Source organism: Microvirga sp. CF3016 (assembly GCF_036314085.1).
Lineage (GTDB): Bacteria > Pseudomonadota > Alphaproteobacteria > Rhizobiales > Beijerinckiaceae > Microvirga.
In genome coordinates this window covers 140,201-164,595 of record NZ_JAYGGM010000010.1, presented here as the reverse complement: position 1 = coordinate 164,595, position 24,395 = coordinate 140,201, and the positions used below count along the sequence as shown (strand labels likewise).

Sequence of the window (24,395 nt, the reverse complement as noted above, 5' to 3'; positions counted from 1 at the left end):
GAAACTTCTATCTAAGGCCGCATCAGAGCGGGATCCGAGACTCGGATCCGGCGGCCAAGGGGCTTTTCATGAACGAGAGTGTGAGTCTGACCGATCTTCGCCAGGGCGTGCGCCCGGTGGACCACCCGCCTGTTCGGACCGGGCGGATCGGTGTGCTTCTTCTGAACCTGGGCACGCCCGAGGGTACGAGCTACTGGCCCATGCGCGCCTATCTGAAGGAGTTCCTCTCGGACCGCCGGGTGATCGAGACGCCGCGCCTTCTGTGGTGGCCGATCCTCAACCTGATCATTCTCACCAAGCGCCCCGGTCCCAAGGGGCGCGACTATGCCTCGATCTGGAACAACGAGCGGAATGAGGGCCCGCTCAAGACCATCACCCGCAACCAGGCCGAGAAGCTGACCGCGCATCTCAAAACCGTCGCCGGGGACAGGATCATGGTCGACTGGGCCATGCGATACGGCAAGCCGGAGGTGCGCGAGCGCATTCAGGCGCTTCTCGATCAAGGCTGCGACCGCATTCTCCTGGTCCCCCTTTACCCGCAATATGCGGCCGCCACATCGGCAACGGCCTGTGACCAGGCCTTCCGGGCGCTCATGGACATGCGCTGGCAGCCGACCGTGCGCGTCTCGCCGCCCTACCACGACGACCCGGTCTATATCGAGTCCGTGGTCGCTTCGATGAAGAAGGAGCTGGCGAGGCTCACCTTCGAGCCGGAGGTGATCCTCATCTCCTTCCATGGCGTGCCGAAGGAATACCTGCTCAAGGGCGATCCCTATCACTGCCAATGCGTGAAGACCTGGCGCCTGATGCGGGAGGCCTTCGGCTGGTCGCCGGACAAGTTCCGCATGAGCTTCCAATCCCGCTTCGGCACGGCGGAATGGCTCCAGCCCTACACGGACAAAACCGTGGAGGCTCTCGCCAAGAGCGGCGTGAAGCGCATGGCCATCGTGGCCCCAGGCTTCTCGGCCGACTGTCTGGAGACTCTGGAAGAGCTCAACGGCGAAAACCGCGAGATCTTCATGCACAACGGGGGCGAGGAATTCGCCTATCTCCCCTGCCTCAACGACAGCGACGACGGCATGCGGGTCATCAACCATATCGTCGAGCGCGAGCTTCAGGGGTGGATCTAGAGCATCGTGCGAAGAAGCGGCTCCGGTTCTTCGCACGAAACGATGCGATCCCCTACTCTAGGACTCGAAGCCTCTTTGCGTTAGCGTGAGCCATCTGCAACGAGGTTGCCTGGGGGGCTCATGCCGCTGAGTGGTTTCGATATCTTCGTCATCGTCCTGGTGCTCGTCGTCGTGGTGACGATCGCCATGGGCATCAGGACGGTTCCCCAAGGTTACGCTTACACGGTCGAGCGGTTCGGGCGCTATTCGCGCACGCTCACTCCGGGCCTCGGTCTGATCGTGCCCTACATCGATCAGATCGGGAAGAAGGTGAATGTCATGGAGCAGGTGCTCGACATTCCGAGCCAGGAGGCCTTCACCCGCGACAATGCAGGTGTCACCATCGATGCGGCCGCCTTCTACCAGATTCTTGATCCAGCCCGCGCTTCCTACGAAGTCTCGGATATGAACCAAGCCCTGCTGGTTCTGACCATGACCAATATCCGCACGGTCGTAGGCTCCATGGACCTCGACCAGTTGCTCTCCCATCGCGACGAGATCAACGAGCGGCTCCTGCGGGTCATGGATGCTGCCGCGTCGCCTTGGGGCGCCAAGGTCACCCGGGTCGAGATCAAGGACATCCTCCCGCCGCAGGACCTCGCCGGCGCCATGGCGCGGCAGATGAAGGCCGAGCGCGAGAAGCGCGCCGCCGTGCTTGAGGCGGAGGGCCTGCGGCAGGCGGAAATCCTGCGCGCGGAAGGCCAGAAGCAGTCGCAGATCCTCGCCGCCGAAGGCCGCAAGGAGGCGGCGTTCCGCGATGCGGAGGCCCGCGAGCGGCAGGCGGAGGCCGAGGCCAAGGCCACCGGCATGGTCAGCGATGCCATCGCGCGGGGCGATCTTGCTGCCGCCAACTTCATCGTGGCGGAGAAATATATCGACGCGATCCGGGCTCTCGCCTCGGCCCCGAACCAGAAGGTCGTGATCGTGCCCATCGAGGCGGCTGGCCTGGCCGGGACGCTGGGCGGTATCGCCGAGCTGACAAAGGCCGTGTTCGGCGAGGGTGGTGCGGGAGTCAAGCCCGTGCGCAGCGTTCCCACGGTCAGCGGTGGTTCGGAGCGTTCATGATCGGCGATGCCTTCATTGGCTTGGGGGCGTGGGCCTGGATCATTCTCGGCGTCGTCCTGATCGGCGTCGAGCTTCTCGCGCCGGGCTCGTTCTTCCTCTGGCTCGGGCTGGCCGCTATCGCCACCGGGTTGCTGGACACGGTCCTTGGCCTGTCCTGGCAGGCTGCGGCGTTGATCTTCGCGCTGCTGTCCATCGGGGCGGTGATCGCGGGACGTTTCGTCACCCGCTCGAAGGCGCTGCCCGACGCTGAGACCACGCCGCTCAACCAGCGCGGCCAATCCCTCGTCGGACGGGTGTTCACCCTCGAGACACCGATCAAGGACGGCGAAGGCCGCATCCGGGTCGACGACAGCTCCTGGCGGGTGACCGGCGCGGACCGGTTCGCCGGCGCCAAGGTGCGCGTGGTGCGGGTCGAGGGATCGACCCTCGTGGTGGATGACCCCTGATCAGGCTGCGCCCGCGCGCAGCAAATCGAGATAATGTACGAGGCCGACGGGCCGGTTGTTCTCGACCACGATCAGGGCCGTGATCCGGGAAGCCTCTTCCATCTCCAGAGCGGTCGCCACGAGGGCATCCGGCGCGATGGTGCGCGGCGTCCTGGTCATGATCGCCGTCACCGGCAGGGTCATGAGGTCCGGCTTCAGGTTGCGGCGCAGGTCGCCGTCGGTGACGATCCCGGCGAGCGTGCCGTCGCCGTTCACCACGATCACGGCGCCGAAGCCCTTGCGGCCGATCTCCTCGACGGCTTCGTCCATACGGGCCCCGATGCCGACGACGGGCAGGCGCTCGTCCTTGTGCATGATGTCGCGCACGAGCTTGAGCCGGGCCCCGAGCTTGCCGCCCGGGTGGAACACGCGGAAATGCTCCGCCGTGAAGCCGCGCTTTTCCAGCAGGGCGACCGCCAGGGCGTCTCCGATGGCGAGCTGGATCGTGGTCGAGGTGGTGGGCGCGAGCCCGTTCGGGCAGGCTTCCTTGGCCTTCGGCAGGGTGAGGCAGATGTCGGCCGCGCGTCCGAGGGTCGATTCCGTGTTCGAGGTCAGGGCGATCAGCGGCACCCGGAAGCGCCGGGAATAGCCGATGATGTCCGCGAGTTCCGCGGTCTCTCCGGACCAGGACAAGGCGATGATCACGTCGTCCGTCTGGATCATGCCCAGATCGCCGTGGCTCGCCTCCGCCGGGTGGACGTAATGGGCCGGGGTCCCGGTCGACGCGAAGGTGGCGGTGATCTTGCGGCCCACATGGCCGGACTTGCCCATGCCGGTCACGATGACCCGGCCCTTGGCGGCGGACAGCGTCTCGACCGCAGCCGTGAAGACGGGGCCGAGGCCGTTGCCGATGGCTTCCATCAGGATCGTCAGGCCGTCCCGCTCGGTCTCGAGCGTACGCAGGGCCGAGGCGACGGCGGGATCGGGCGAAAGGGGGGCTGGTTCTGCAAGTGCCATGGCCGCCCTCTAGCACAGAGAAGCGGCCATGAGGAACCCTTGGCTGAGCTCTCGCTTACTTCTGCCGCAGCAGGGCTTCGAGCTCCCGCCGGAAGTCGGCGGAGAGCTCCTCGCGCTCCAGGGCATAGGCCACGTTGGCCATGAGGAAGCCGATCTTGGAGCCGGTGTCGTAGGTCTTGCCCTGGTACTTCATGCCGAAGAACTGTTGGCTCTTCATCAGCCGGATCATGGAATCCGTGAGCTGGATCTCGTTGCCGGCACCGCGCTCCTGGGTGGAGAGCAGGTCGAAGATCTCGGGCTGCAGGATGTAGCGGCCTGAAATGATGTAGTTCGAAGGCGCGGTGCCCTTCGGGGGCTTTTCCACCATGCCGGTGATCTCGAAGGTCTGGCCGAATTCCTGGCCGACCGAGACGATACCGTACTGGTGCGTCTGGTCCTCCGGCACCTCCTCCACGGCAATGATGTTTCCGCCGTGCTTGTCGTAGGCCGCGATCATCTGCTCCATGGAGCCGCGGCTGAGCATATCGGGCAGGATCACGGCAAAGGGCTCATCCCCTACGAGTTCGCGGGCGCACCAGACCGCGTGGCCGAGGCCGAGCGGCTCCTGCTGGCGGGTGAAGCTGGTCTGGCCGGCCTGGGGCTGGTCCTTGGCGAGAAGCTCCAGCTCCTTCGTCTTGTTGCGGCTCTCCAGCGTCCGGTTGAGCTCATAGGCGATGTCAAAATGGTCCTCGATCACGGCCTTGTTGCGGCCGGTGACGAAGATGAAGTGCTCGATGCCGGCGGCGCGCGCCTCATCCACCACATGCTGCACCACGGGGCGGTCGACGACGCAGAGCATCTCCTTGGGAACGGCCTTTGTGGCAGGCAGGAACCGGGTGCCGAGGCCGGCGACGGGAAGGACTGCTTTGCGGATACGCTTCATTGATTGGGCCATGATTGAGCATCAAGAGGGAAGGGTAATCTAAGTCAGGACCGGGAAAAGGGAACCGCTAACCGTCAAGCTTCGGCACCTTCCAACGGGGCAGCGCTGCCGGGATTTGATGGGTGTGGGTACCTCATTGCAGCTCCCGGCCTGAATTGGAGCTGAAGGGTCGCGGTTAAGCGGCCAAGAACGGCGGTTTTGAGGAGGCGGACCGGCCGGGTCCCCCTGTGGAAGACCCGTCGGCACATAAGGACGCACTATCAACAAGGAGAGCTATCAACCGGCTGTTAACCTGCTTAGTGTCGCATTGGCAGGGCAGATCTGTCCTGTTTCCGTGAGCGATTCCATGCGCCAGCCGCTGTCCCTGGTGCGCCGCCTGTCCGGCGCACTCCTTCTCGGACTGAGCCTCATCATCGGTGGAGGCGGCGGTGTTGGGCCTGCGCAGGCGCAGGAAGTCTCCCAGGCCGGGTTCCAGCGCTTCGTGCAGGGGCTCTGGCCCGCAGCCAAGGCGCGAGGTGTCTCAAGGACAACCTTCGAGGAGGCGTTCCGGGGCGTCGAGCCTGACGCCAAGATCATCGCGCTCACGAAAAAGCAGTCCGAATTCGTCCGGCCGATCTGGGATTACATCAACGGCGCCATCTCGGCCCAGCGCCTGAAGCGCGGCCAGGAGGCGGCCGCCGAGTGGTCCAAGACCCTGGCGGCGGTCGAGCGCACCTATGGGGTTCCGCGCTCCATCGTCCTCGGCGTCTGGGGCATGGAGACCAATTTCGGCAGCTTCACCGGCTCCATCTATGCCGTCCAGGCGCTGGCGACCCTGGCCTATACCGGCTACCGGGGCGACTTCTTCAAGGAAGAGCTGCTCACCGCCCTGCAGATCCTGGAAGGCGAGCATATCGATCGCTCCAAGATGCTGGGCTCCTGGGCCGGCGCCATGGGCCAGACCCAGTTCATGCCGTCGAGCTTCATGAAATTTGCCGTCGACGGCAATCGAGACGGGGTTCGGGACATCTGGTCCTCGGTGCCCGATGCCATGGCGTCCACCGCCAATTACCTGCGCCAGCACGGGTGGGAGCCGGGATTGCCCTGGGGCTTCGAGGTAGCGCTGCCCCGCGGCTTCGACTACCGGCACCTGAGGCAGGATTTCGCCCGCTGGCAGGCCGCGGGGGTGCGGCGCATGGACGGGAAAGCCATGCCCCGTTCGGGAGAGGCCACACTGTTTCTGCCCGGCGGATCAGGCGGACCCGCCTTTCTGGTCACCCGCAACTACGACGTGATCAAGGCCTACAATTCCTCGGACGCCTATGCCATGGGCGTGGCCCATCTCGGCGACCGGCTCATGGGCGGAGCGCCGATCCAGGGCGCCTGGCCCAAGGACGAGCCCATGCTGGACAAGGATCAGAGCCAGGAATTGCAGGAGCGCCTCGCTCGTCTCGGGTTCTATGAAGGCAATGCGGACGGCAAGCTCGGCTCCAAGACTCGGGAGGCCGTGCGGAACTTCCAGCTGCGCCGTGGCTTGATCCCGGATGGCTATGCCGATTACGCGGTGCTGCGTGAATTGCGTGCAGCCCGCTGACGGAGTTCCTAACAGGCTCTATAATCAAGGCTGGTCCGGACTGAAAAGGAACCGCCTATGAATTTGGTGCCGATCCTTCGCCGATGGTCCCTGGGGCTGCTTTTCGCGGTTCTCGGGAGCAGCGCGGCCCTTGCCCAGTCCGGCTATTACCAGCAGCCGGGCTACCGTGACCCGCGGGCCTATCCACCGGGCTATTATCCTGGAAAGCTCGTGCAGCCCGCGCAACCCCAGCCGCAGCAGGGTTTCAGTTTCCGGCGGTTTTTCGGGGTTCCCGACGAGCCGCCTCGCCCGGCACGAGCGCCGGTCGCACGACCCCGCAAGCCCGTCGCGCCGTCGGCAGCCGCGGCGAAGCAGGAAAAGCCGAAGGTCGATCCGAGCACCCATGTGGTTGTGTTCGGAGATGCCCTGGCCGGGTACGCCCGCCAAGGGCTCGATGCCCATTTCGCCGAAAACCAGGACGTGGCGGTCGTGCCCAAGATCAGGGACACGAGTCTCGTCCGGACCGATTCGGCCGATTGGCCGAACTTCGTCAAGGCGACTCTCGATGGCGGCCAGAAGACCACCGTGGCGGTGGTCATGCTCGGCACGAGCGACCGGCAGTCGATCAAGGAAGGCGAGGAGACTGCTGAGCCCCTGTCCGACCGCTGGAAGGCGCTCTACCGCCAGCGGGTCGATGCGATCGTGAACACGTTCAAGGAGCGCAAGATCCCCCTGGTCTGGATCGGCCTGCCGCCCATGAAGAACAGCAAGGCGACCGAGGATCTGGTGGCCATCAACGAGATCTATAAGGAAAGCGTCCAACGGGGCGGCGGCACATACGTGGATATCTGGCCGGGTTTCGTGGACGACGAGAACCGCTACACGGCGGAAGGGCCCGATGTGGACGGCGAGCCTGCCAAGCTGCGCACCAACGAGGGCGTGTTCTTCACCCGCGCCGGCGCCCGCAAAGTCGCCTTCTTCGCCGATACCGAGATCAAGCGCATCCTGGGGCAGGGCGGAACGGCGACGGCGGCTTCCAATCCGGCCGATATCACGCCCGCAGATGGATCCTCCCCGCCATCGGTCGAGGCGGCGATCCCGGCACCTCCGGACGCGGCTGCGCCGATCTCCCTCCCGTCCAAGCCGCTGGTCGGACCTGTCCTGCCGCTGACGCGCCAAGACGTGGCCCCCGGAGGAACGCTCGTTGCGGCGCCGCCGAAGCTCACCGGGGACAACGCCTATACGGTCCAGCGCGCCCTGCGGGTCGGGATCGCTCCAAGCTCACGACCGGGTCGTGCGGACGATTTCCGCTGGACCAGTCCTTGATAGGTAGGCTGAGACAATAAAAAGCGGCGGTTCATGCGCGAGATGAACCGCCGCTTTTGCTTTGGGAAACGAAGAGACTACACCGGCAAATTGCTCTCGCCCATCAGGAAGATGTCGATGGAGCGGGCGGCCTGGCGGCCTTCGCGGATGGCCCAGACGACCAGCGACTGGCCGCGGCGCATGTCGCCGGCCACGAACACCTTCTCGCTCGACGTGCGGTAGCTCCTGTCGTCGGCCACCACGTTGCCGCGACGATTCATGGCGACGCCCGATTCTTCCAGCAGCCCCTCCTTTACCGAGCCGGCAAAGCCGATGGCGATGAAGACGAGATCGGCCTTGAGCACGAACTCGGAGCCGGGAATCGGCTGGCGCTTCTCGTCGACGCGGGCACATTGCACGCCGGTGACGCGGCCCTTCTTGCCTTCGATGCCTAGCGTCGCCGCCTGGAACTCGCGCTCGGCACCTTCCGCCTGGGACGAGGAGGTGCGCATCTTCGTCGGCCAATAGGGCCACACGGTGAGCTTGTCCTCGCGCTCCGGCGGCTTGGGACGGATATCGAGCTGCGTGACGGAGAGCGCGCCCTGACGGAATGCGGTGCCGACGCAGTCGGAGGCCGTGTCTCCGCCGCCGATCACCACCACATGCTTGCCATTTGCGAGAATGGGCTCGGCCGTGACCTGCTCGTTGCCGACGCGCTGGTTGGATTGAGTCAGGTACGGCATCGCGTAGTGCACGCCTGTCAGATCCTGACCCGGCAGGTTCGGGTTGCGCGGGTCCTCTGCGCCGCCGGCGAACAGCACCGCGTCGAATTCGTTGTGGAGCGACGCAAAGCTTTTATCGACGCCGATATTGACGCCGCAATGGAAGATCACGCCTTCCGCTTCCATCTGCTTCACGCGACGGTCGATGTGGTACTTCTCCATCTTGAAGTCCGGGATGCCGTAGCGCAGCAGGCCGCCGGGCTTCGCCTGACGCTCGAACACGTGCACCTCATGACCCGCGCGGGCGAGCTGCTGGGCGGCCGCCATACCCGCGGGGCCCGAGCCGATCACGGCCACGCGCTTGCCGGTCGAAACCTCCGCCGGCTCCGGCTTCACGAAGCCCATCTCCCAGGCCTTGTCGGCGATGGCCTGCTCAATGGTCTTGATGGTGACCGGCTGGTTCTCGAGGTTCAGCGTGCAGGCTTCCTCGCATGGAGCCGGGCAGATGCGACCCGTGAATTCGGGGAAGTTGTTGGTGGTGTGGAGGTTGCGCGCGGCCTCCTCCCAATCGTCGGACCAGACCAGATCGTTCCAGTCGGGAATCTGGTTGTGCACCGGACAGCCGGTCGGCCCGTGGCAGAAGGGAATGCCGCAATCCATGCAGCGCCCCGCCTGCTTCTTCAGGTCGTTGTCGTCGAGCGGCAGCGTGAACTCGCGGAAATGGCGCACGCGTTCCCCGGCGAGCTGATACTTCTGCTCCTGCCGGTCGTATTCGAGAAAGCCTGTGACCTTGCCCATGGGTTTGCCCCCTAATCCTTATTCCGCTGCCTGCAGGTTCCGGAGACGGTCCATCTCCTGGAGCGCACGGCGGTACTCGACCGGCATGACCTTCACGAACTTGGTGCGGTAGGTCGTCCAGTTGTCGAGGATCTCCTTGGCGCGTGTCGAGCCCGTATAGGTGTGGTGATTGGTGATGAGCTGCATCAGGCGCTCTTCATCAGGGCCGGACATGTTGGCCATGATGTCGATGCGACCCTTGGTCTCCAGATCGCCGCCGTGATGGTGAAGGCGGCGCATCAGGTCCTCCTCCTCCTCGACGGGCTCGAGATCGACCATGGAGAGGTTGCAGCGCTTGGTGAACGTGCCGTCCTCGTCGAGCACGTAGGCGATGCCGCCCGACATGCCGGCCGCGAAGTTGCGACCGGTCTGACCCAGCACGACCACGAGGCCGCCGGTCATGTATTCGCAGCCGTGATCGCCCGTGCCCTCGACCACCGCGATGGCACCGGAGTTGCGCACGGCGAAGCGCTCGCCCGCAACACCGCGGAAATAGGCCTCACCCGCGATCGCCCCGTACATCACCGTGTTGCCGACGACAATGGAGCGCTCGGGAGCGGCCCTCGAATCCGGCGACGGCGCGATGATGATCTTGCCGCCCGACAGGCCCTTTCCGACATAATCGTTGGCTTCGCCTTCGAGATTGAGGGTCACGCCCGCCGCGAGCCAAGCGCCGAAGCTTTGGCCTGCCGTGCCTTTCAGCTTCACGGTGATCGTGTCGTCAGGGAGGCCTTCGTGGCCATAGCGCTTCGCCACCTCGCCGGAGAGCATGGCGCCCACCGTGCGGTCGGAGCTTTTCACCTTCGACTCAATGGTGACGGCTTCGCCGTTCTCGAGAGCCGGTCCGGCCTGCGCAATGAACGCGCGGTCGAGCACATTGGCGATGGGGTGAACCTGACGCTCCTGATGACGGATCGCCACGGTCGGGCTGACATCGGGCTTGTGGAACAGCTTCGTGAAGTCGAGACCCTTCGCCTTCCAGTGGCCGATGGCGGCGTTCTTGTCGAGAAGGTCGGACTGGCCGATCATCTCGTCCACCGTGCGGAAACCCATCTCAGCCATCAGCTCGCGCACTTCCTCGGCGACGAAGAAGAAGTAGTTGATGACGTGCTCCGGCAGGCCCTTGAAGCGCTTGCGCAACACAGGGTCCTGCGTTGCAACGCCGACCGGGCAGGTGTTGAGATGACACTTGCGCATCATGATGCAGCCGGCGGCGATCAGCGGCGCGGTCGAGAAGCCGTACTCGTCGGCACCGAGAAGCGCCGCGATCACCACGTCGCGTCCCGTGCGCAGGCCGCCGTCCGCCTGGAGCGCCACGCGGCCGCGCAGGCGATTGAGCACGAGGGTCTGCTGGGTCTCGGCCAAGCCGATCTCCCAGGGCGAGCCCGCATGCTTGAGCGAGGTGAGGGGAGAGGCGCCCGTGCCGCCCTCGAATCCGGAAATCGTGATGTGATCGGCGCGCGCCTTGGCGACGCCCGCCGCCACTGTGCCGACGCCCACCTCCGCCACGAGCTTCACCGACACATCGGCCGAGGGGTTCACATTCTTGAGGTCGAAGATCAGCTGGGCCAGATCCTCGATGGAGTAGATGTCGTGGTGCGGCGGCGGCGAGATGAGACCCACGCCCGGAGTCGAGTGGCGCACGCGGGCGATCTTGGCATCGACCTTGTGGCCGGGGAGCTGTCCGCCTTCGCCAGGCTTGGCGCCCTGCGCCACCTTGATCTGCATCATATCGGCGTTGACGAGATATTCCGTCGTCACGCCGAAGCGGCCGGAGGCCACCTGCTTGATGGCGGAACGCTTGGACATGCCGTTCGGCAGCGGACGGAAGCGCTCCGGCTCCTCGCCGCCCTCGCCGGTATTGGACTTGCCGCCGATGGCGTTCATGGCGAGCGCCAGCGTCTCGTGTGCCTCCTTCGAGATCGACCCGAAGGACATGGCGCCCGTGGAGAAGCGCTTCACGATCTCCTGCGCCGGCTCGACCTCGCTCAAGGAGACAGGCGCACGGCCCGACTCTTCCGCATTCTTGATGCGAAAAAGGCCGCGGATGGTTTTCAGCTCGTTGTCCTGCTCGTTCACGAGGCGAGCGTATTCGCGGTAGCGGTCCTGCGCGTTGAGGCGCACGGCATGCTGCAGCGTCGCGACCGTATCCGGGTTCCAGGCATGGACCTCGCCGCGCTGGCGGTAGGCGTATTCGCCGCCCACATCGAGCGCATTGCGATAGATCGGCGCGTCGCCGAAGGCGTCGCGGTGGCAGCGCACGTTCTCCTCCGCCACTTCGTCCATGCCGATGCCTTCGATGGTGGTCGCCGTGCCGAAGAAATCGCGGGATACGAAGTCGGACCGGAGGCCGACCGCGTCGAAGATCTGCGCGCCGCAATAGGACTGGTAGGTGGAGATGCCCATCTTGGACATGACCTTCAGCAGGCCCTTGCCGATCGACTTGATATAGCGCTTGATCGCCTCGTCGGCATCGACCTCTTGCGGCAGCTCGCCGGCCTCATGCATCGCCTCGATCGTCTCGAAGGCGAGATAGGGATTGATCGCTTCCGCGCCGTAGCCTGCGAGACAGGCGAAGTGATGAATCTCGCGCGGCTCTCCGCTCTCGACCACGAGCCCAACCGAGGTGCGCAGTCCCTTCCGGATCAGGTAGTTGTGCACGGCGGCCGTGGCGAGGAGCGCCGGGATCGGGATGCGGTCGGGCCCGACCATGCGGTCGGACAGGATGATGATGTTGTAGCCGCCATGCACCGCCGCTTCCGCGCGGTCGCAGAGGCGGTCGAGGGCGCCGTCGAGGGCGGATGCGCCGAGTTCCGCATCGTAGGTGATGTCGAGGGTCTTGGTGTCGAAGCGATCCTCGAAATGGCCGATGCAGCGGATCTTCTCCAGGTCCTCGTTGGTGAGGATCGGCTGGCGCACTTCGAGGCGCTTGCGGCGCGAGGTGCCTTCGAGATCAAGGATGTTCGGACGTGGGCCGATGAACGACACCAGGCTCATGACGAGTTCCTCGCGGATCGGATCGATCGGCGGGTTCGTCACCTGAGCAAAGTTCTGCTTGAAATAAGTATAGAGGAGCTTCGGCTTGTCGGAGAGCGCAGAGATCGGCGTGTCCGATCCCATGGAGCCGACCGCCTCCTGGCCGGTGACGGCCATGGGCTGCATGAGGAGCTTCAGGTCCTCCGACGTGTAGCCGAAGGCCTGCTGGCGATCGAGGAGCGACACGTCCGTGCGCGACTCGCGCGCCTGCACGGGCTTGAGATCCTCGAGCACGATCTGCGTGCGCTTCAGCCATTCCTTGTAGGGATGGGCCTGCGAGAGCTGCTGCTTGATCTCGTCGTCGGAGACGATGCGGCCTTCCTCGAGGTCGATGAGGAGCATCTTGCCCGGCTGCAGGCGCCACTTCTCGACGATCTTCTCCTCCGGAATCGGCAACACGCCCATCTCGGAGGCCAGCACCACGAGGCCGTCATCGGTGACGAGATAGCGCGCGGGGCGCAGGCCGTTGCGGTCGAGCGTCGCGCCGATCTGCTTGCCGTCGGTGAAACACACGGCGGCCGGGCCGTCCCACGGCTCCATGAGGGCCGCATGATATTCGTAGAACGCGCGCCGGTCGTCGTTCATGAGCGGGTTGCCCGCCCAGGCCTCGGGGATCAGCATCATCATGGCGTGCGATAGCGAGTAGCCGCCGCGCACCAGGAATTCGAGGGCGTTGTCGAAGCAGGCCGTGTCGGACTGGCCCTCGTAGGAGATCGGCCAGAGCTTCGAGATGTCGTTGCCGAACAGCTCGGAATCGACAGAGGCCTGGCGGGCTGCCATCCAGTTCACGTTGCCGCGCAGCGTGTTGATCTCGCCGTTATGAGCGACCATGCGGTAGGGATGCGCGAGCTGCCAGGTCGGGAAAGTGTTGGTGGCGAAGCGCTGGTGCACCAGGGCGATGGCGCTTTCGAAGCGCTCGTCCTGCAGGTCGAGATAGTAGTCACGCAGCTGCGTGACGAGCACCATGCCCTTGTAGACGATGGTGCGAGACGACAGGCTGACCGGATAATAGCCGGCCGTGCGCCCGTCCTTCATGTCGTATACGGCGTTGGAGATCACCTTGCGGGCGATGAACAGGCGGCGCTCGAAGGTCTCGGCATCGTCCATGCCCTTGCCCTTGCCGATGAAGATCTGGCGATGCTGCGGCTCGGTGGCCTTCACGCTCTCGCCGAGATCGCTCGAATCCACCGGCACCTCGCGCCAGCCGAGAACCTGCAGGCCTTCGTCCGTGATCGCCTTGGTGACGATCTCCTCGACGAGGTGGAAGCCCTCGGGATCGCGGGGCATGAACAGATGGCCGACGCCGTATTGGCCCTCCTCGGGCAGCCAGATACCGACCTTGGCGCATTCGGCGGAAAAGAACTTGTGCGGGATCTGAACCAGGATGCCGCAGCCGTCGCCCATCTTGGGATCGGCGCCCACCGCACCACGATGGTCGAGGTTGTGCAGAATGGACAGGCCCTGCTCGACGATGTCGTGCGACTTGCGGTTCTTCATGTCCGCGATGAAGCCGACACCGCAGGAATCCTGCTCGTTCGACGGGTCGTAGAGGCCCTGAGCCGCCGGCAGGCCCGGATCGCGCACCAGTTTAATCGTATCCGCCATCGTGGCCGTACGGCTTGGCACTCGGGTTTCCAGGCTTTTGGTCGGCTCGTCGCTCATGGCAGATCCTCACATCCGAACACGTCATTCAGGTTCTTTGAGGCGGCTTTTGGGCCCGCCGGATGATGAGATCGTCCGGGTGCCCGCCGCTTCTTGGGGTTCCGAGGGTTGGGTCCGGCAGGGGAGCCCGCACCTCGCGGGCACCTTTGGGCTGTCGTCAGCCCAGAGTCGCCCGTTCCGCCCACGTTTTGCGGGCGGCTTTCTTGGTATCTCGTTTCGTTCGCGCCGGGCGAAGCATCAAGAAACCCTCAGGGCAAAAAGGCAGGGCGCAGGCACCCCAAAAGGGACAGCATCGCTGTCCTAATACAGGCAAATTGCCAGAGTTCAGCGCAGTGCACAAGAGGGTTTAGAAATATTTTAGACAAAAGTTACAAGCATTAGAGGCAGAATGTAACAAAAACAGCTTTTCGGCCTTAGGAACGAAAGTCTCCGCCGATGGGTCAATGATCTTGACATGTTGCCATGGCCTTGGAGGAGCCCCTCCGTCCCAGGAGAAAGCATGGGGCGCATGTCCGAAAGGGCGTTCCTCTTGCCGCAACAATGCTCTAGGAGACGGGGCATGAATTTCGCGAGCGACAACATCGTTGGGGGCAGCGCTCCCGTTCTGCAGGCCATCCTGGATGCCAATGCCGGGACCATGGCGGCTTACGGCAACGACGAGATCTCGAAGCGCGTGAGAGCGCGGTTCAACGCGATCTTCGAGCATGAGGTCTCCGTGTTCTTCGTCACGACCGGGACGGCCGCCAACGCCCTCGCCCTGTCCTCGGCGGTGCCGCCCTACGGTCTTTGCGTCTGCCATCGGGAGGCGCACATCATCGACGACGAGTGCGGCGCGCCGGAATTCTTTATGCATGGGGCGAAGCTCGCAGGACTCGCGGGTGTCGGGGCCAAGCTGAAGGCCGACGACGTCGCCGCCTACCTCGAGAGCCTGCCGAAGGCCGTCAAGCAGATGCCGCCGAAGGCCCTGTCGATCTCGCAGGTCAGCGAGTGCGGTCTGGTCTATGGCCTCGACGAACTTGCAGATCTCGGGGCGGTCTGCCGCGCGCACGGCCTATCCTTCCACATGGACGGGGCCCGCTTCGTCAACGCGCTCGTCTCCCTCGGCTGCACCCCGGCCGAGATGACCTGGAAGCAGGGTGTCGACATCCTCTCCTTCGGCGCCACCAAGAACGGCGGCCTGATGGCCGAGGCCATTGTGGTGTTCAGGAAGGATCTGGCGGAGGCGCTCGACTACCGCTCCAAGCGGGCCGGACAGATCATCTCCAAGGGGCGCCTCATCGCGGCGCAGTTCGAGGGCTACTTTGCGAAAGACCACTGGCTCGACAACGCCCGTCATGCGAACCGCATAGCGGCGCTTCTCTCGCAAGGGCTCCTGCGGATTCCCGGCGTGCGCCTTGCTTGGCCGACCGAGGCCAACGAGGTCTTCCCGATCATTCCGAAATCCTTGGATCAGGTGCTGAAGGCGGCCGGCCTTCTCTATCATAACTGGACGGAGCTGAGCCTGCCGGAGACCGAGCGTGTTGCCGATCACGAGGTGTTGATCCGCCTCGTAACCTCCTGGGCCACAAGGGAAGAGGACGTGCGCAAGCTGCTGGAGGTCGCCTCTTCCGAAGCAGCGCAGCAAGCTGCCGAGTGATTGCCCTAACCCTGCCGCAATCACCCGTGATTGCTTATTGCCAGAGACCCTTGACCGACGGGGCCCCTCCAGCCCCAGCGGGATTTCCAAGGACCAGGATCCGACAATAAAAAAGCGCCCCGGCCGAACCGGGGCGCTCTTCGTTTGGGCTCGGAAAAACCGTCAGGCAGCCTGCTTGGCTTCGATGGTCCGGGCACCGTTCGAGGAAATCGGGATGAGCTTCGGCTTCTTGGCCTCCGGAATCTCGCGCACGAGGTCCAGGTGGAGCAGGCCGTTCTCGAGGGCCGCACCCGTCACCTGCACGCCGTCGGCCAGCTGGAAGCGCCGGTCGAAGCTGCGCGCCGCAATGCCCTGATGGAGCACGTCGACCTTGCGCTCCTCCTGGGGCTTGCGCTCGCCGCGCACGGACAGGGTGTTTTCCTTGACCTCGATGGTCAGGTCACGGTCGGTGAAGCCGGCAACTGCGATCGAGATGCGATACGCATTCTCGCCGGTGCGCTCGATGTTGTAGGGCGGGTAGCTCGGGGCCGCATCGACGCTGACGAGCTGGTCGAGCATCGAGAAAAGACGGTCGAAGCCGACCGTGTTGCGGTACAGGGGAGCAAGATCGTACTGTCGCATGGCATATCCTCCGCTTGAAGCGACATGCTTGAGGTGGAATCCACCTGAAGAGGCTGGATCCGGGTTGACGTGCCGCCGTCATGGCCGGCACGACCTCGATGTGGGAACAGCCAGTTATGCTTTCAAGAGGCTCGTTTCCTGAGGCCAAGTTGCCCTATATTGAGGCCTCTATCCTCGATCCTGGATCCTGCCGTGGACTTCATCACCACCCCCGACAATCCCGTGCCCGGCGAACCCAAGCTGGTCAGCGTCACGACCCGCGATGGGATGACGCTCCGGGCCGCCACCTGGATGCCCGAGACAGAGGAGCCGCAGGGCACGGTCTGCATCCTGCAGGGCAGGGCGGAGTTCATCGAAAAGTACTTCGAGGTGGTGGGGGAGCTGCTCGACAGGGGATTTGCTGTCGTGGCCTTCGACTGGCGCGGCCAGGGATTGTCCGGGCGGCAGGTGAGCAATCCGCGCAAGGGTCATGTCCGGCGCTTTTCCGATTTCCGGCTCGACCTGGAGGCGATCCGCGACCAGATCCTGGTGCCGCACATGCCGCAGCCGCATTTCGGCCTCGCCCATTCCATGGGCGGCGCCATCGCGTTGAACGCGGCCTATGAAACCTGGCTGCCCTTCCGCCGTCTCGTGACCACGACGCCGATGATCGCGCTGTGCATCATCAGGCGCACCCGCACCTCTGCCATTTTCGCACGAATCCTGAGATTTCTGGGGTTGGGCGGCATGTTCGTGCCCGGCGGCGGCGAGACGTCGATCTCCACCATGCCCTTCAAGGGCAACCGGCTGACGAGCGATCCTGTGCGCTATGCCCGCAACGCCGAGGCGGCCCATGCCATTGGAGCCGGAGCCGTGGGGGCACCGACCGTCGCCTGGCTCGACGGCGCCTTTCGCCTGATGAAGCGCTTCGCCGATCCTCGCTACGCGGTCAAAATTCGCCTGCCCACCCTCATCGTGGCAGCCGGTGCCGATCCGGTCTGCGCCACGCCTGCGACCGAGCGCTTCGCTTCGCGGCTCAAGGCCGGTTCCGTCATCGTCATTCCAGGTGCCCGGCACGAGATCCTGATGGAGCGGGATCCGATCCGGGAGCAGTTCTGGGCCGCGTTCGACGCCTTCATCCCCGGCACCCCCGATCCGGAGGTGGGGACGACACGCGATCTCGCGGCGATCGGCTTAGCGGCTGAGCAGCTCGACCGCGGCAGCATGGACCCGGCGGTCTCCCGCCGCGACGATGCGCCCGCCATCGGCAGCTGAGCCGCCTTCCCAGGTCGAGACGACCCCGCCGGCCCCTTCGATGATCGGGACGAGCGCCGCGATGTCGTAGGGCTTCAGCCCCGACTCGACCACGAGGTCGATATGGCCGGCCGCCAGCATGCAATAGGCATAGCAATCGCAGCCGTAGCGGGCGAGGCGGGCGACGCTCTCGACCCGGTCATAGGCCCGCAGCTCGTCGCCGGCGAAGAGGCGTGGGCTCGTGGTGGAGATGACGGCATCTTTCAGCGAGGCGCAGCGGCGCGCCATGAGCTTGCGTTCGCCGCCTGGTCCCCGGTAGGTCGCGCTGCCCCCGTCGCCGAAAAAGCGTTCGCCGGTGAAGGGCTGGTGCATCATGCCGAAGACCGGCCGGCGCTTGTAGGTCAGTCCGATCAGGGTGCCCCAGGTGGGGAGGCCGGCGATGAAGGCCCGCGTGCCGTCGATGGGATCGAGCACCCAGACATAATCCGCATCCTCGCGCTCCGCGCCGAATTCCTCGCCGACGATGCCGTGCGTAGGAAAGCTGCGCTTGATGAGGTGGCGCATGGTCGCCTCGCTCGCCCGATCCGCCTCCGTCACCGGGTCGAAGGCGCCGCCCCGGGACTTGTCCTCCGTGGCAATGGCGGTGCGGAAGAAGGGCAGGATCGCCTGGCCCGATTGGGTCGCGAGCTCGTTGACGAAATGCGTGAAGTCGATGAGCCCCATGACGCGCGTATCCCCTAAAAGTTGAGTGCGGGCGGCCTTGGCCCGCTTGCGATCAGCTTTTATCAAGCGCTGGGCGCGCGGCAAGGGAGCGGCGGCGTCACAGGGGTAAAGGCATCGATGAATTTTGCGCCCAAGCTTGGCAAGTCACGCTCCGAAACGGCGCTGTTCCTGATCGCGGTGCTCGCCGCTCTCTATGCGGTCAGCCAGTTCCTGCGCAACTCCATCGGGGTCATCGCCAACGATCTCGCCCGCGAGCTTCATCTGTCGGCGACCCAGACGGGTCTCCTGTCCAGCGCCTTCTTCTTCGCCTTCGCGGCGGTCCAGATCCCCATCGGCATCCTCATCGACCGCTACGGCCCGAAACGGATCATGCTGGCGACCGCCGTGCTGACGGTGGCGGGAACCGTTCTTTTCGCCCTAGCCCCGTCCGCCTCCGTGCTCATCGCCGCGCGGGCACTCATGGGGCTCGGCTGCTCGACCTTCTTCATGGCGCCCCTCGTGATCTATGCCCGCCGGTTCTCGCCGGAGCGCTTCGCCGGGCTCACGAGCCTGCAGATGGGGTTGGCCAATCTGGGCACCCTGGCGGCGACAGCCCCGCTGGCGGCCTCCGCCGCCGTCTACGGCTGGCGCGCCTCGTTCCTTGCGGTGGCGGTTCTGACGATCGTCATCTTGCTTGCGGTCGTCTGGATCGTGCCTCGGGATTCCGGCTCGGACCGGCCGAAGGAATCCTGGGCCGGCGCCTTCCGGGGCGTCGCCGCGGCCCTGAAGGTGCCCTCCTTCTGGCCGGTCTTCTTCATGCACCTGACCACCTATGGATGCTTCGCCTCGGTCATCGGGCTCTGGGGCGGGCCCTGGCTGTCGGACGTGCACGGAGCCGATCTCGGCACGAGGGGGAATATCCTGCTGCTCGGCGCCACGGCCCAGATCTGCGGCATGCTTCTCTGGGGGGCGATGGACCGGTTCTGGGGCAGCTACAAGAAGCCCGTCATGATCGGCAGCACGGCGACGATCCTGCTTCTGAGCGTCCTCGTCCTCGCCCCCCTCGACCCCGCTTCCGCTGCGGTCTGGTTCCCGCTCTTCGGCCTCTGCGTCGCCTACACGCCCATCCTCACCAGCCACGGAAAGTCGCTGTTCCCGCCGGCCCTGACGGGTCGGGGCATCACGCTCATGAACATCGGCACCATGGGCGGGGCGTTTCTGTCCCAGAGCGTGACGGGGATGTTGATCGATCTCATGGGACGGTCCGACCAAGGCCTCTATCGCCCCGAGGGCTATCGTCTCGTTTTCTCAGCCCTGGCGGCATGGCTGTTGCTCAGCCTCGTCTTCTATGTAAGAGCCATCGACCCGCATCCCGGCAGTCATGCATGAAACGCATGGCAGAAGCAAAGATTTTAGTTGCATTTTGTGCGATGCGGCGTAATTATTGCAGTGCGATATGGCGATGGCGTCGCCTTATCGTAGCCCTTCTTGGGCGTTTCCTCCCTAAACTTCGGGCCGCTGGCAACAGTGGCCTTTTTTCTTGCCCGATTGGCAAGACGGCGCCGAGGGTAGGACGGCTCTACGCCGAATAGGGCTTCGGCCCGGCGCGATGGGCTTGGTGTGAACCGTCAGGGATTACTCCGCCGCGATCGACCGGATCGTCAGCTCGCTCTCGATTTCCGAGATCACCTGCATGAACGCCTGCATCAGATCGTTCGCAAGAACGGCAAAGCCGGGCTTCTTATGCATGCTCCGCTCGTCCATGTAGAGCGCCCGGTTGATCTCGATCTGAAGCGCATGCCGTCCGATGGCCGGCTCGCCGTAATGTTCGGTGATGAAGCCGCCCGCATACGGCTTGTTGCGGAGCACCGTATAGCCGCAGCCCCTTAAAGCCGCTTCCACCAGATCGATCAGCAGGGTGGCGCAGCTCGTGCCGTAGCGGTCCCCCAGCACGATATCGGCCTTGGCGCCATCCTCGCGGCTGACGCTGGAGGAGGGCATGGAATGGCAGTCGATGAGGATCGCATGTCCGAAATGCTGGGCCGTGCGGAGCACGAGATGCCGGAGAGCCCGGTGATAGGGCTTGTAGAGCCATTCGATCCGTTGCAGGGCCTCCTCGACATGAAGCCGCGTGCGGTAGATCTCCTGCCCGTCGGCCACGATGCGCGGAATGGTTCCCAGTCCGCCGGCCACCCGCATGGAACGGGTGTTGGTGAAAGGCGGCAGACGACCGTCGAACATGCGGGAGTCGAGCTCGTAGGGCTCCCGGTTCAAGTCGAGATAGGCCCGCGGGAATCGCGCGGTCATGAGAGGGGCGCCGAGATCGGTCATGGCACCGAATAGCTCGTCGACGAAGGCGTCCTCGGAACGCCTCAGGGCGACGGCGTCGAGCCGGGACGCGGCCAGAAAGGACGCCGGATAGATGGCTCCCGCATGCGGCACGTTGAACACGAAGGGGATCGTCTGCGCCGAAGGTTCGGTGACGATGAAGGGAGGGTCGAACTCATCAACGATGGCTGGCCGCATCAGAATCTTGGCTGGGTTGGAAAAGAAGCAGGTCTTCGCGCTAGTGTAAGGCAGCCCCGTCGCCTGTCCATGACAATATCGTAGCAAGGCTGCGTCCTACTTTCACGGCTTGTTTACCCTCCATCCCTCATGAAGGGGCTAAGACCATCCGCCACGATTCGGGACTGGCAACCGATGAAGATTCTTCTTGCCGAAGACGATAACGACATGCGCCGCTTCCTCGTGAAGGCGCTGGAGAACGCAGGCTACGACGTCGCCTCGTTCGATAACGGCCTTTCCGCTTACAACCGCCTGCGCGAGGAGCCCTTCGAGCTCCTCCTGACGGACATCGTCATGCCGGAGATGGACGGGATCGAGCTGGCCCGCAAGGCCACCGAGCTCGACCCGGAGATCAAGGTGATGTTCATCACCGGCTTTGCCGCCGTCGCGCTCAATCCGGATTCCCAGGCCCCGCGGGACGCCAAGGTCCTGTCGAAGCCGTTCCATCTGCGCGACCTGGTCAGCGAAGTCGATAAAATGATGGCTGCCTAAAAAAGGGCAGGTCTAAGGCTTGCGCCTGAGCCCGCTTGTGGGTATATCGCCCCCACAGCCGAAGCGGGACGTCAAAATCACCGTTTCCCGGGCGCGTAGCTCAGCGGGAGAGCACTACGTTGACATCGTAGGGGTCGCTGGTTCGATCCCAGCCGCGCCCACCATTTTCTTTTTTCCGGCCTTCCCGAAGGGCCGCAGGAGACCGGATATGAAGATCCGTAACTCGTTGAAGTCGATCCGCGGCCGTCACCGCGACAACCAGCTGGTTCGTCGCAAGGGCCGGGTCTACATCATCAACAAGACCCAGAAGCGCTACAAGGCTCGTCAGGGCTAAGTCCGCTGCGGCGATGCCGCACACGAGAATCTGAATTGACCGCGCATGCCGGGACCCTAAAATCCCGGCATGCGCTTTTTCGCGTCCGTCCTGATCTTATCGCTGAGCTGTCTCTCCCACCCGGTCGGTGCCCAGGAGCCTGCGCGCCCCAGGGAGTCGAAGGAGCAGGCCCAGCCGCCGCAAGCCCGCCCTCGCGCTTCCACGCTGGATGAGCTCTTCGAACGCCTCGGCAAGGCCCAGTCGGAACGCGAGGCGGAGGGCATCGCGGCCCTGATCGAGCGGCGCTTTGCCCGCTCCGGCTCCGATACGGCCGATCTTCTCCTGAACCGCGCCGCCGAGGCTTTCGGCAAGAAGGACTTTCCGCTGGCCATCGAGCTCATCGACCGCGTCCTGACGCTGCGTCCCAACTGGGCGGAAGCCTGGTACAAGCGGGCGACCGTCTTCTACCAGCTCGACGATCCGGTGGGCGCCATGGCCGACCTGCACCGGGCGATCAAGATCGAGCCGCGCCACTTCAACGCATGGACCGGACTCGGCCATATCCTCATGGCCTCCGACGACAAGGCGCGGGCCCTCGCGGCCTATCGCCGGGTCCTCACGATCAATCCGCAGATGTCCGACGTGAAGACGATCGTGAGCCGCCTCAGCCCCGAGGTTGACGGGCAGGATCTCTAAATCCACGTTGCAGGGATGTCCCTGCTTCTCGTTCCTGTCGTTCCGCTCGTGCTCCTCGCCATGGGAGCCGCCTTCACCTATCTCTATGCCTGGACCATCGAAAGGCGCTATCCGCCGACCGGCCGGTTCATCGAGGTCGAGGGTTGCCGGATTCATTACCGGGAGGATGGCCCCAGGGACGCGCTTCGGGGAACCATCGTCCTGCTGCACGGGGCGTCCTCCAATCTCGTCGAATCCATGCTGGGGCTCGGCGCATCTCTCTCGCGACGCTATCGCGTCCTAGCCTTTGACCGCCCTGGCCATGGCTGGAGCGAGCGCAGGCCGGGCCTCATCGACGCCGAGCCTGCCCGCCAGGCGGCGCTGATTGCCGGCGCCTTACGGCAGTTGGACGTGCGCAATGCCGTCGTCGTCGGCCATTCCTGGTCGGGAACCATCGTGCCGCATCTCGCTCTCGATCATGCCGACGTGACGGGAGCGATCCTGGTCCTGTCCGGCATCACGTCTCCCTGGCCCGGCGGCTATATCGGCTGGTACCGGCGCCTGATCGATTCCTGGGCGGGCTGGCTGCTGATGCGGACGCTCGCCGTGCCGATTCTGCTCATGCTCCGGCCACCGATGAAGAGGAAAACCTTCTGGCCGCAGAAAGCCCCGAAAGGCATCGTGAAGAAAGGCTTCATCCCGCTGGCTTTCCGGCCCCGGGCCTACGAGGCCAACATGCAGGATTTCGCCGTCATGTATCACGCGGCCCTGCGGCAGAGCGCGCGCTACAAGGATATCGGGCTGCCCGTGACGGTGGTCGCCGGCGACCGGGACGAGATCGTCTGGACCGACCTGCACAGCCTCTCCTTCGCCCGGGAGGTGCCGGGTGCGGAGCTGATCCTGATGCCGGGCATCGGCCACATGCCGCAATATGCCGATCAGAGGACGGTTCTCGATGCCATTGAGGCCCTGGCCGAACGGGTTACGCCGGCCAGGGTCGAGGCGGATCAAGCCTGAGCGGCGTGTTCCTGATTGACGAAGGCGATGCGCACCATGTTGGTGGCGCCGGGCGTGCCGAAGGGCATGCCGGCCACGATGATCACGCGGTCGCCGACCTCCGAGAACCCTTCGCGCAGGGCGAACTTGCAGGCGCGGAACGCCATGTCGTCGATGTCGCTGGCATCCTTCGTGCGGATCGAGTGCACGCCCCACACCAGGGCCAGACGCCGGGCCGTGTTCACGCTGGGGGTTAGCGCAATGACCGTCGAGTTCGGCCGTTCGCGGGCGATGCGGAAGGCGGTGGAGCCTGAAAAGGTCCAGGCCGCCACCGTCTTGATATTGAGCGTATCGGCGATCTGGTGGGAGGCCGCCGCGATGGCGTCCGATCCGGTGGCTTCCGGCTCTGCGTTCAGGGTGCGCACGATCGACCAGTAGTTCTGATCCTGCTCCACCTCTTCGGCGATACGGCTCATGGTGGCCACGGCGTCGATCGGATACTGGCCCGAGGCGCTTTCGGCCGAGAGCATCACCGCATCCGCGCCGTCATAGACGGCGGTCGCCACGTCGGAAACCTCCGCACGGGTCGGCACCGGCGAGGTGATCATCGATTCGAGCATCTGGGTCGCCACCACCACGGGCTTGCCGAGGCGGCGGGCGGTGCGGACGATGCGCTTCTGGATGCCCGGGACCTTTTCCAGCGGCATCTCCACGCCGAGATCGCCGCGGGCGACCATGACCGCATCGGAGATCTCCATGATCTCGTCGAGGCGGGTGATGGCCTGAGGCTTCTCGAGCTTGGACATCACGAGCGCCCGGCCGCGGGCGACCTTCTTGACCTCGGCCACATCCTCGGGGCGCTGCACGAAGGAGAGCGCGATCCAATCCACGCCGGCGTCGAGCGCCGCCTCGAGATCCGAGCGGTCCTTCTCGGTCATGGCGGCGACCGGAATCGTGGTGTCGGGCAGGCTCACGCCCTTGCGGTTCGAGATCTTGCCGGCGACCTCGACCGAGGTGGTGGCCGAGCCCTGCTTCACGCTCTTCACGCGCAGCCGCAGCTTGCCGTCGTCGATCAGCACCGTGTGGCCGGGCTCGAGCGAGGACAGGATCTCGGGATGCGGCAGGTGCACGCGATCCTTGGTGCCTGGCGTCTTGTCGGCGTCGAGCGTGAAGGATTGTCCCGGCACCAGCATGGCACTGTCGCCCTCGAAGGCGCCCACGCGCAGCTTCGGGCCCTGCAGGTCGGCGAGGATCGCGATGGGGCGCTTGAACTTGGCTTCCACGGCGCGGATCATCTCGACCCGCTCCTTCAGCTTCTCGCGCGGCAGATGGCTCATGTTCAGACGGAACACGTCGGCGCCGGCCTGGAACAGCTTGGCGATCATCTCCGGGTTCTCGGAAGCCGGTCCCAAGGTTGCAAGGATTTTCGTGCGCCGGTCGCGTCTCATCG

Annotated in this window: 20 protein-coding genes and 1 tRNA gene; 13 read left to right on the top strand and 8 right to left on the bottom strand. The window is 64.8% G+C overall.

The window, feature by feature from the left end:
• The first annotated feature begins 68 nt into the window (after positions 1–68).
• The 3 genes from hemH to VB672_RS16285 all read left to right on the top strand — a co-directional run bounded on the left by hemH (position 69) and on the right by VB672_RS16285 (position 2,680).
• Positions 69–1,130, top strand: a complete 1,062-nt coding sequence (hemH, locus tag VB672_RS16295) for a ferrochelatase (protein ID WP_329785247.1) — start codon at positions 69–71, stop codon at positions 1,128–1,130.
• Positions 1,131–1,250: 120 nt separating this feature from the next.
• Positions 1,251–2,234: an SPFH domain-containing protein gene (locus tag VB672_RS16290; protein ID WP_329785246.1), complete on the top strand. Its 984-nt coding sequence runs from the start codon at positions 1,251–1,253 to the stop codon at positions 2,232–2,234.
• The gene (locus VB672_RS16285) at positions 2,231–2,680 is read left to right on the top strand and encodes an NfeD family protein (RefSeq protein WP_329785245.1); all 450 of its coding nucleotides are present in this window, start codon (positions 2,231–2,233) and stop codon (positions 2,678–2,680) included. Before VB672_RS16290 ends, VB672_RS16285 begins: the two co-directional genes overlap by 4 nt.
• Here VB672_RS16285 and VB672_RS16280 read toward each other — a convergent pair whose 3' ends face one another.
• The gene (locus tag VB672_RS16280; RefSeq protein ID WP_329785244.1) at positions 2,681–3,676 is read right to left on the bottom strand and encodes a KpsF/GutQ family sugar-phosphate isomerase; all 996 of its coding nucleotides are present in this window, start codon (positions 3,674–3,676) and stop codon (positions 2,681–2,683) included.
• A gap of 55 nt (positions 3,677–3,731) precedes the next feature.
• Positions 3,732–4,598: a UTP--glucose-1-phosphate uridylyltransferase GalU gene (galU, locus tag VB672_RS16275; RefSeq protein WP_329785309.1), complete on the bottom strand. Its 867-nt coding sequence runs from the start codon at positions 4,596–4,598 to the stop codon at positions 3,732–3,734.
• Positions 4,599–4,944: 346 nt separating this feature from the next.
• Here galU and VB672_RS16270 point away from each other — a divergent pair, with 346 nt between their 5' ends.
• Positions 4,945–6,171 carry a lytic murein transglycosylase gene (locus tag VB672_RS16270; RefSeq protein ID WP_329785243.1) on the top strand — a complete coding sequence of 409 codons (1,227 nt, stop codon included), beginning with the start codon at positions 4,945–4,947 and terminating at the stop codon, positions 6,169–6,171.
• Positions 6,172–6,228: 57 nt separating this feature from the next.
• A complete protein-coding gene (locus VB672_RS16265; RefSeq protein ID WP_329785242.1) occupies positions 6,229–7,476 on the top strand; it encodes an SGNH/GDSL hydrolase family protein in 1,248 nt (415 codons plus the stop codon).
• A 77-nt stretch (positions 7,477–7,553) separates the two neighbouring features.
• Here VB672_RS16265 and VB672_RS16260 read toward each other — a convergent pair whose 3' ends face one another.
• Positions 7,554–8,975 carry a glutamate synthase subunit beta gene (locus tag VB672_RS16260; protein WP_329785241.1) on the bottom strand — a complete coding sequence of 474 codons (1,422 nt, stop codon included), beginning with the start codon at positions 8,973–8,975 and terminating at the stop codon, positions 7,554–7,556.
• Positions 8,976–8,993: 18 nt separating this feature from the next.
• Complete coding sequence (gene gltB / locus VB672_RS16255) at positions 8,994–13,655, bottom strand: glutamate synthase large subunit (protein WP_329785308.1); 4,662 nt, start codon at positions 13,653–13,655, stop codon at positions 8,994–8,996.
• Positions 13,656–14,271: 616 nt separating this feature from the next.
• Here gltB and VB672_RS16250 point away from each other — a divergent pair.
• The gene (locus tag VB672_RS16250; protein ID WP_329785240.1) at positions 14,272–15,348 is read left to right on the top strand and encodes a threonine aldolase family protein; all 1,077 of its coding nucleotides are present in this window, start codon (positions 14,272–14,274) and stop codon (positions 15,346–15,348) included.
• 162 nt (positions 15,349–15,510) lie between these two features.
• Here the strand turns inward: VB672_RS16250 and VB672_RS16245 are convergent, their stop codons facing one another.
• The gene (locus VB672_RS16245) at positions 15,511–15,969 is read right to left on the bottom strand and encodes an Hsp20 family protein (RefSeq protein WP_329785239.1); all 459 of its coding nucleotides are present in this window, start codon (positions 15,967–15,969) and stop codon (positions 15,511–15,513) included.
• Positions 15,970–16,161: 192 nt separating this feature from the next.
• Here VB672_RS16245 and VB672_RS16240 point away from each other — a divergent pair, with 192 nt between their 5' ends.
• Positions 16,162–17,223, top strand: coding sequence for an alpha/beta hydrolase (locus VB672_RS16240; RefSeq protein ID WP_329785238.1), 1,062 nt, complete (start codon positions 16,162–16,164; stop codon positions 17,221–17,223).
• Here VB672_RS16240 and hisN read toward each other — a convergent pair.
• On the bottom strand, positions 17,143–17,925 hold the full coding sequence (hisN, locus tag VB672_RS16235; RefSeq protein ID WP_329785237.1) for a histidinol-phosphatase: 783 nt from the start codon (positions 17,923–17,925) through the stop codon (positions 17,143–17,145). The genes VB672_RS16240 and hisN overlap by 81 nt on opposite strands.
• 117 nt (positions 17,926–18,042) lie before the next feature.
• On the opposite strand from hisN, the gene VB672_RS16230 reads away from it, so the two are divergent.
• Entirely contained in the window at positions 18,043–19,293 is a 1,251-nt protein-coding gene (locus VB672_RS16230) for an MFS transporter (RefSeq protein ID WP_329785236.1), read from the top strand.
• Between the two features lie 246 nt (positions 19,294–19,539).
• Here the strand turns inward: VB672_RS16230 and VB672_RS16225 are convergent, their stop codons facing one another.
• Positions 19,540–20,430, bottom strand: coding sequence for an N-formylglutamate amidohydrolase (locus tag VB672_RS16225; protein ID WP_329785235.1), 891 nt, complete (start codon positions 20,428–20,430; stop codon positions 19,540–19,542).
• Between the two features lie 174 nt (positions 20,431–20,604).
• On the opposite strand from VB672_RS16225, the gene cpdR reads away from it, so the two are divergent.
• The 5 genes from cpdR to VB672_RS16200 all read left to right on the top strand — a co-directional run bounded on the left by cpdR (position 20,605) and on the right by VB672_RS16200 (position 22,966).
• Positions 20,605–20,961: a cell cycle two-component system response regulator CpdR gene (gene cpdR / locus VB672_RS16220; protein ID WP_036361886.1), complete on the top strand. Its 357-nt coding sequence runs from the start codon at positions 20,605–20,607 to the stop codon at positions 20,959–20,961.
• 89 nt (positions 20,962–21,050) lie between these two features.
• Positions 21,051–21,125: transfer RNA gene (locus VB672_RS16215), tRNA-Val, on the top strand.
• Positions 21,126–21,169: 44 nt separating this feature from the next.
• Positions 21,170–21,295 (top strand): type B 50S ribosomal protein L36, encoded by a 126-nt coding sequence (ykgO, locus tag VB672_RS16210; RefSeq protein ID WP_009763379.1) that lies wholly within the window; start codon positions 21,170–21,172, stop codon positions 21,293–21,295.
• Between the two features lie 69 nt (positions 21,296–21,364).
• Positions 21,365–21,970 carry a tetratricopeptide repeat protein gene (locus VB672_RS16205; protein WP_329785234.1) on the top strand — a complete coding sequence of 202 codons (606 nt, stop codon included), beginning with the start codon at positions 21,365–21,367 and terminating at the stop codon, positions 21,968–21,970.
• Positions 21,971–21,985: 15 nt separating this feature from the next.
• The gene (locus VB672_RS16200; protein WP_329785233.1) at positions 21,986–22,966 is read left to right on the top strand and encodes an alpha/beta fold hydrolase; all 981 of its coding nucleotides are present in this window, start codon (positions 21,986–21,988) and stop codon (positions 22,964–22,966) included.
• Here VB672_RS16200 and pyk read toward each other — a convergent pair.
• A complete protein-coding gene (gene pyk, locus VB672_RS16195; protein WP_329785307.1) occupies positions 22,957–24,393 on the bottom strand; it encodes a pyruvate kinase in 1,437 nt (478 codons plus the stop codon). The genes VB672_RS16200 and pyk overlap by 10 nt on opposite strands.
• Positions 24,394–24,395 lie beyond the last annotated feature (2 nt).

What these genes read in the sequence shown, in the direction of transcription:
- galU (WP_329785309.1), bottom strand. Translation starts at nt 4,598, where the DNA reads ATGAAGCGTATCCGCAAAGCAGTCCTTCCCGTCGCCGGCCTCGGCACC.
- VB672_RS16290 (WP_329785246.1), top strand. Translation starts at nt 1,251, where the DNA reads ATGCCGCTGAGTGGTTTCGATATCTTCGTCATCGTCCTGGTGCTCGTC.
- hisN (WP_329785237.1), bottom strand. Translation starts at nt 17,925, where the DNA reads ATGGGGCTCATCGACTTCACGCATTTCGTCAACGAGCTCGCGACCCAA.
- ykgO (WP_009763379.1), top strand. Translation starts at nt 21,170, where the DNA reads ATGAAGATCCGTAACTCGTTGAAGTCGATCCGCGGCCGTCACCGCGAC.
- VB672_RS16280 (WP_329785244.1), bottom strand. Translation starts at nt 3,676, where the DNA reads ATGGCACTTGCAGAACCAGCCCCCCTTTCGCCCGATCCCGCCGTCGCC.
- VB672_RS16265 (WP_329785242.1), top strand. Translation starts at nt 6,229, where the DNA reads ATGAATTTGGTGCCGATCCTTCGCCGATGGTCCCTGGGGCTGCTTTTC.
- VB672_RS16225 (WP_329785235.1), bottom strand. Translation starts at nt 20,430, where the DNA reads ATGCGGCCAGCCATCGTTGATGAGTTCGACCCTCCCTTCATCGTCACC.
- VB672_RS16250 (WP_329785240.1), top strand. Translation starts at nt 14,272, where the DNA reads ATGAATTTCGCGAGCGACAACATCGTTGGGGGCAGCGCTCCCGTTCTG.
- VB672_RS16230 (WP_329785236.1), top strand. Translation starts at nt 18,043, where the DNA reads ATGAATTTTGCGCCCAAGCTTGGCAAGTCACGCTCCGAAACGGCGCTG.
- cpdR (WP_036361886.1), top strand. Translation starts at nt 20,605, where the DNA reads ATGAAGATTCTTCTTGCCGAAGACGATAACGACATGCGCCGCTTCCTC.
- pyk (WP_329785307.1), bottom strand. Translation starts at nt 24,393, where the DNA reads ATGAGACGCGACCGGCGCACGAAAATCCTTGCAACCTTGGGACCGGCT.
- VB672_RS16205 (WP_329785234.1), top strand. Translation starts at nt 21,365, where the DNA reads ATGCGCTTTTTCGCGTCCGTCCTGATCTTATCGCTGAGCTGTCTCTCC.
- hemH (WP_329785247.1), top strand. Translation starts at nt 69, where the DNA reads ATGAACGAGAGTGTGAGTCTGACCGATCTTCGCCAGGGCGTGCGCCCG.
- gltB (WP_329785308.1), bottom strand. Translation starts at nt 13,655, where the DNA reads ATGGCGGATACGATTAAACTGGTGCGCGATCCGGGCCTGCCGGCGGCT.
- VB672_RS16245 (WP_329785239.1), bottom strand. Translation starts at nt 15,969, where the DNA reads ATGCGACAGTACGATCTTGCTCCCCTGTACCGCAACACGGTCGGCTTC.
- VB672_RS16285 (WP_329785245.1), top strand. Translation starts at nt 2,231, where the DNA reads ATGATCGGCGATGCCTTCATTGGCTTGGGGGCGTGGGCCTGGATCATT.
- VB672_RS16270 (WP_329785243.1), top strand. Translation starts at nt 4,945, where the DNA reads ATGCGCCAGCCGCTGTCCCTGGTGCGCCGCCTGTCCGGCGCACTCCTT.
- VB672_RS16200 (WP_329785233.1), top strand. Translation starts at nt 21,986, where the DNA reads ATGTCCCTGCTTCTCGTTCCTGTCGTTCCGCTCGTGCTCCTCGCCATG.
- VB672_RS16260 (WP_329785241.1), bottom strand. Translation starts at nt 8,975, where the DNA reads ATGGGCAAGGTCACAGGCTTTCTCGAATACGACCGGCAGGAGCAGAAG.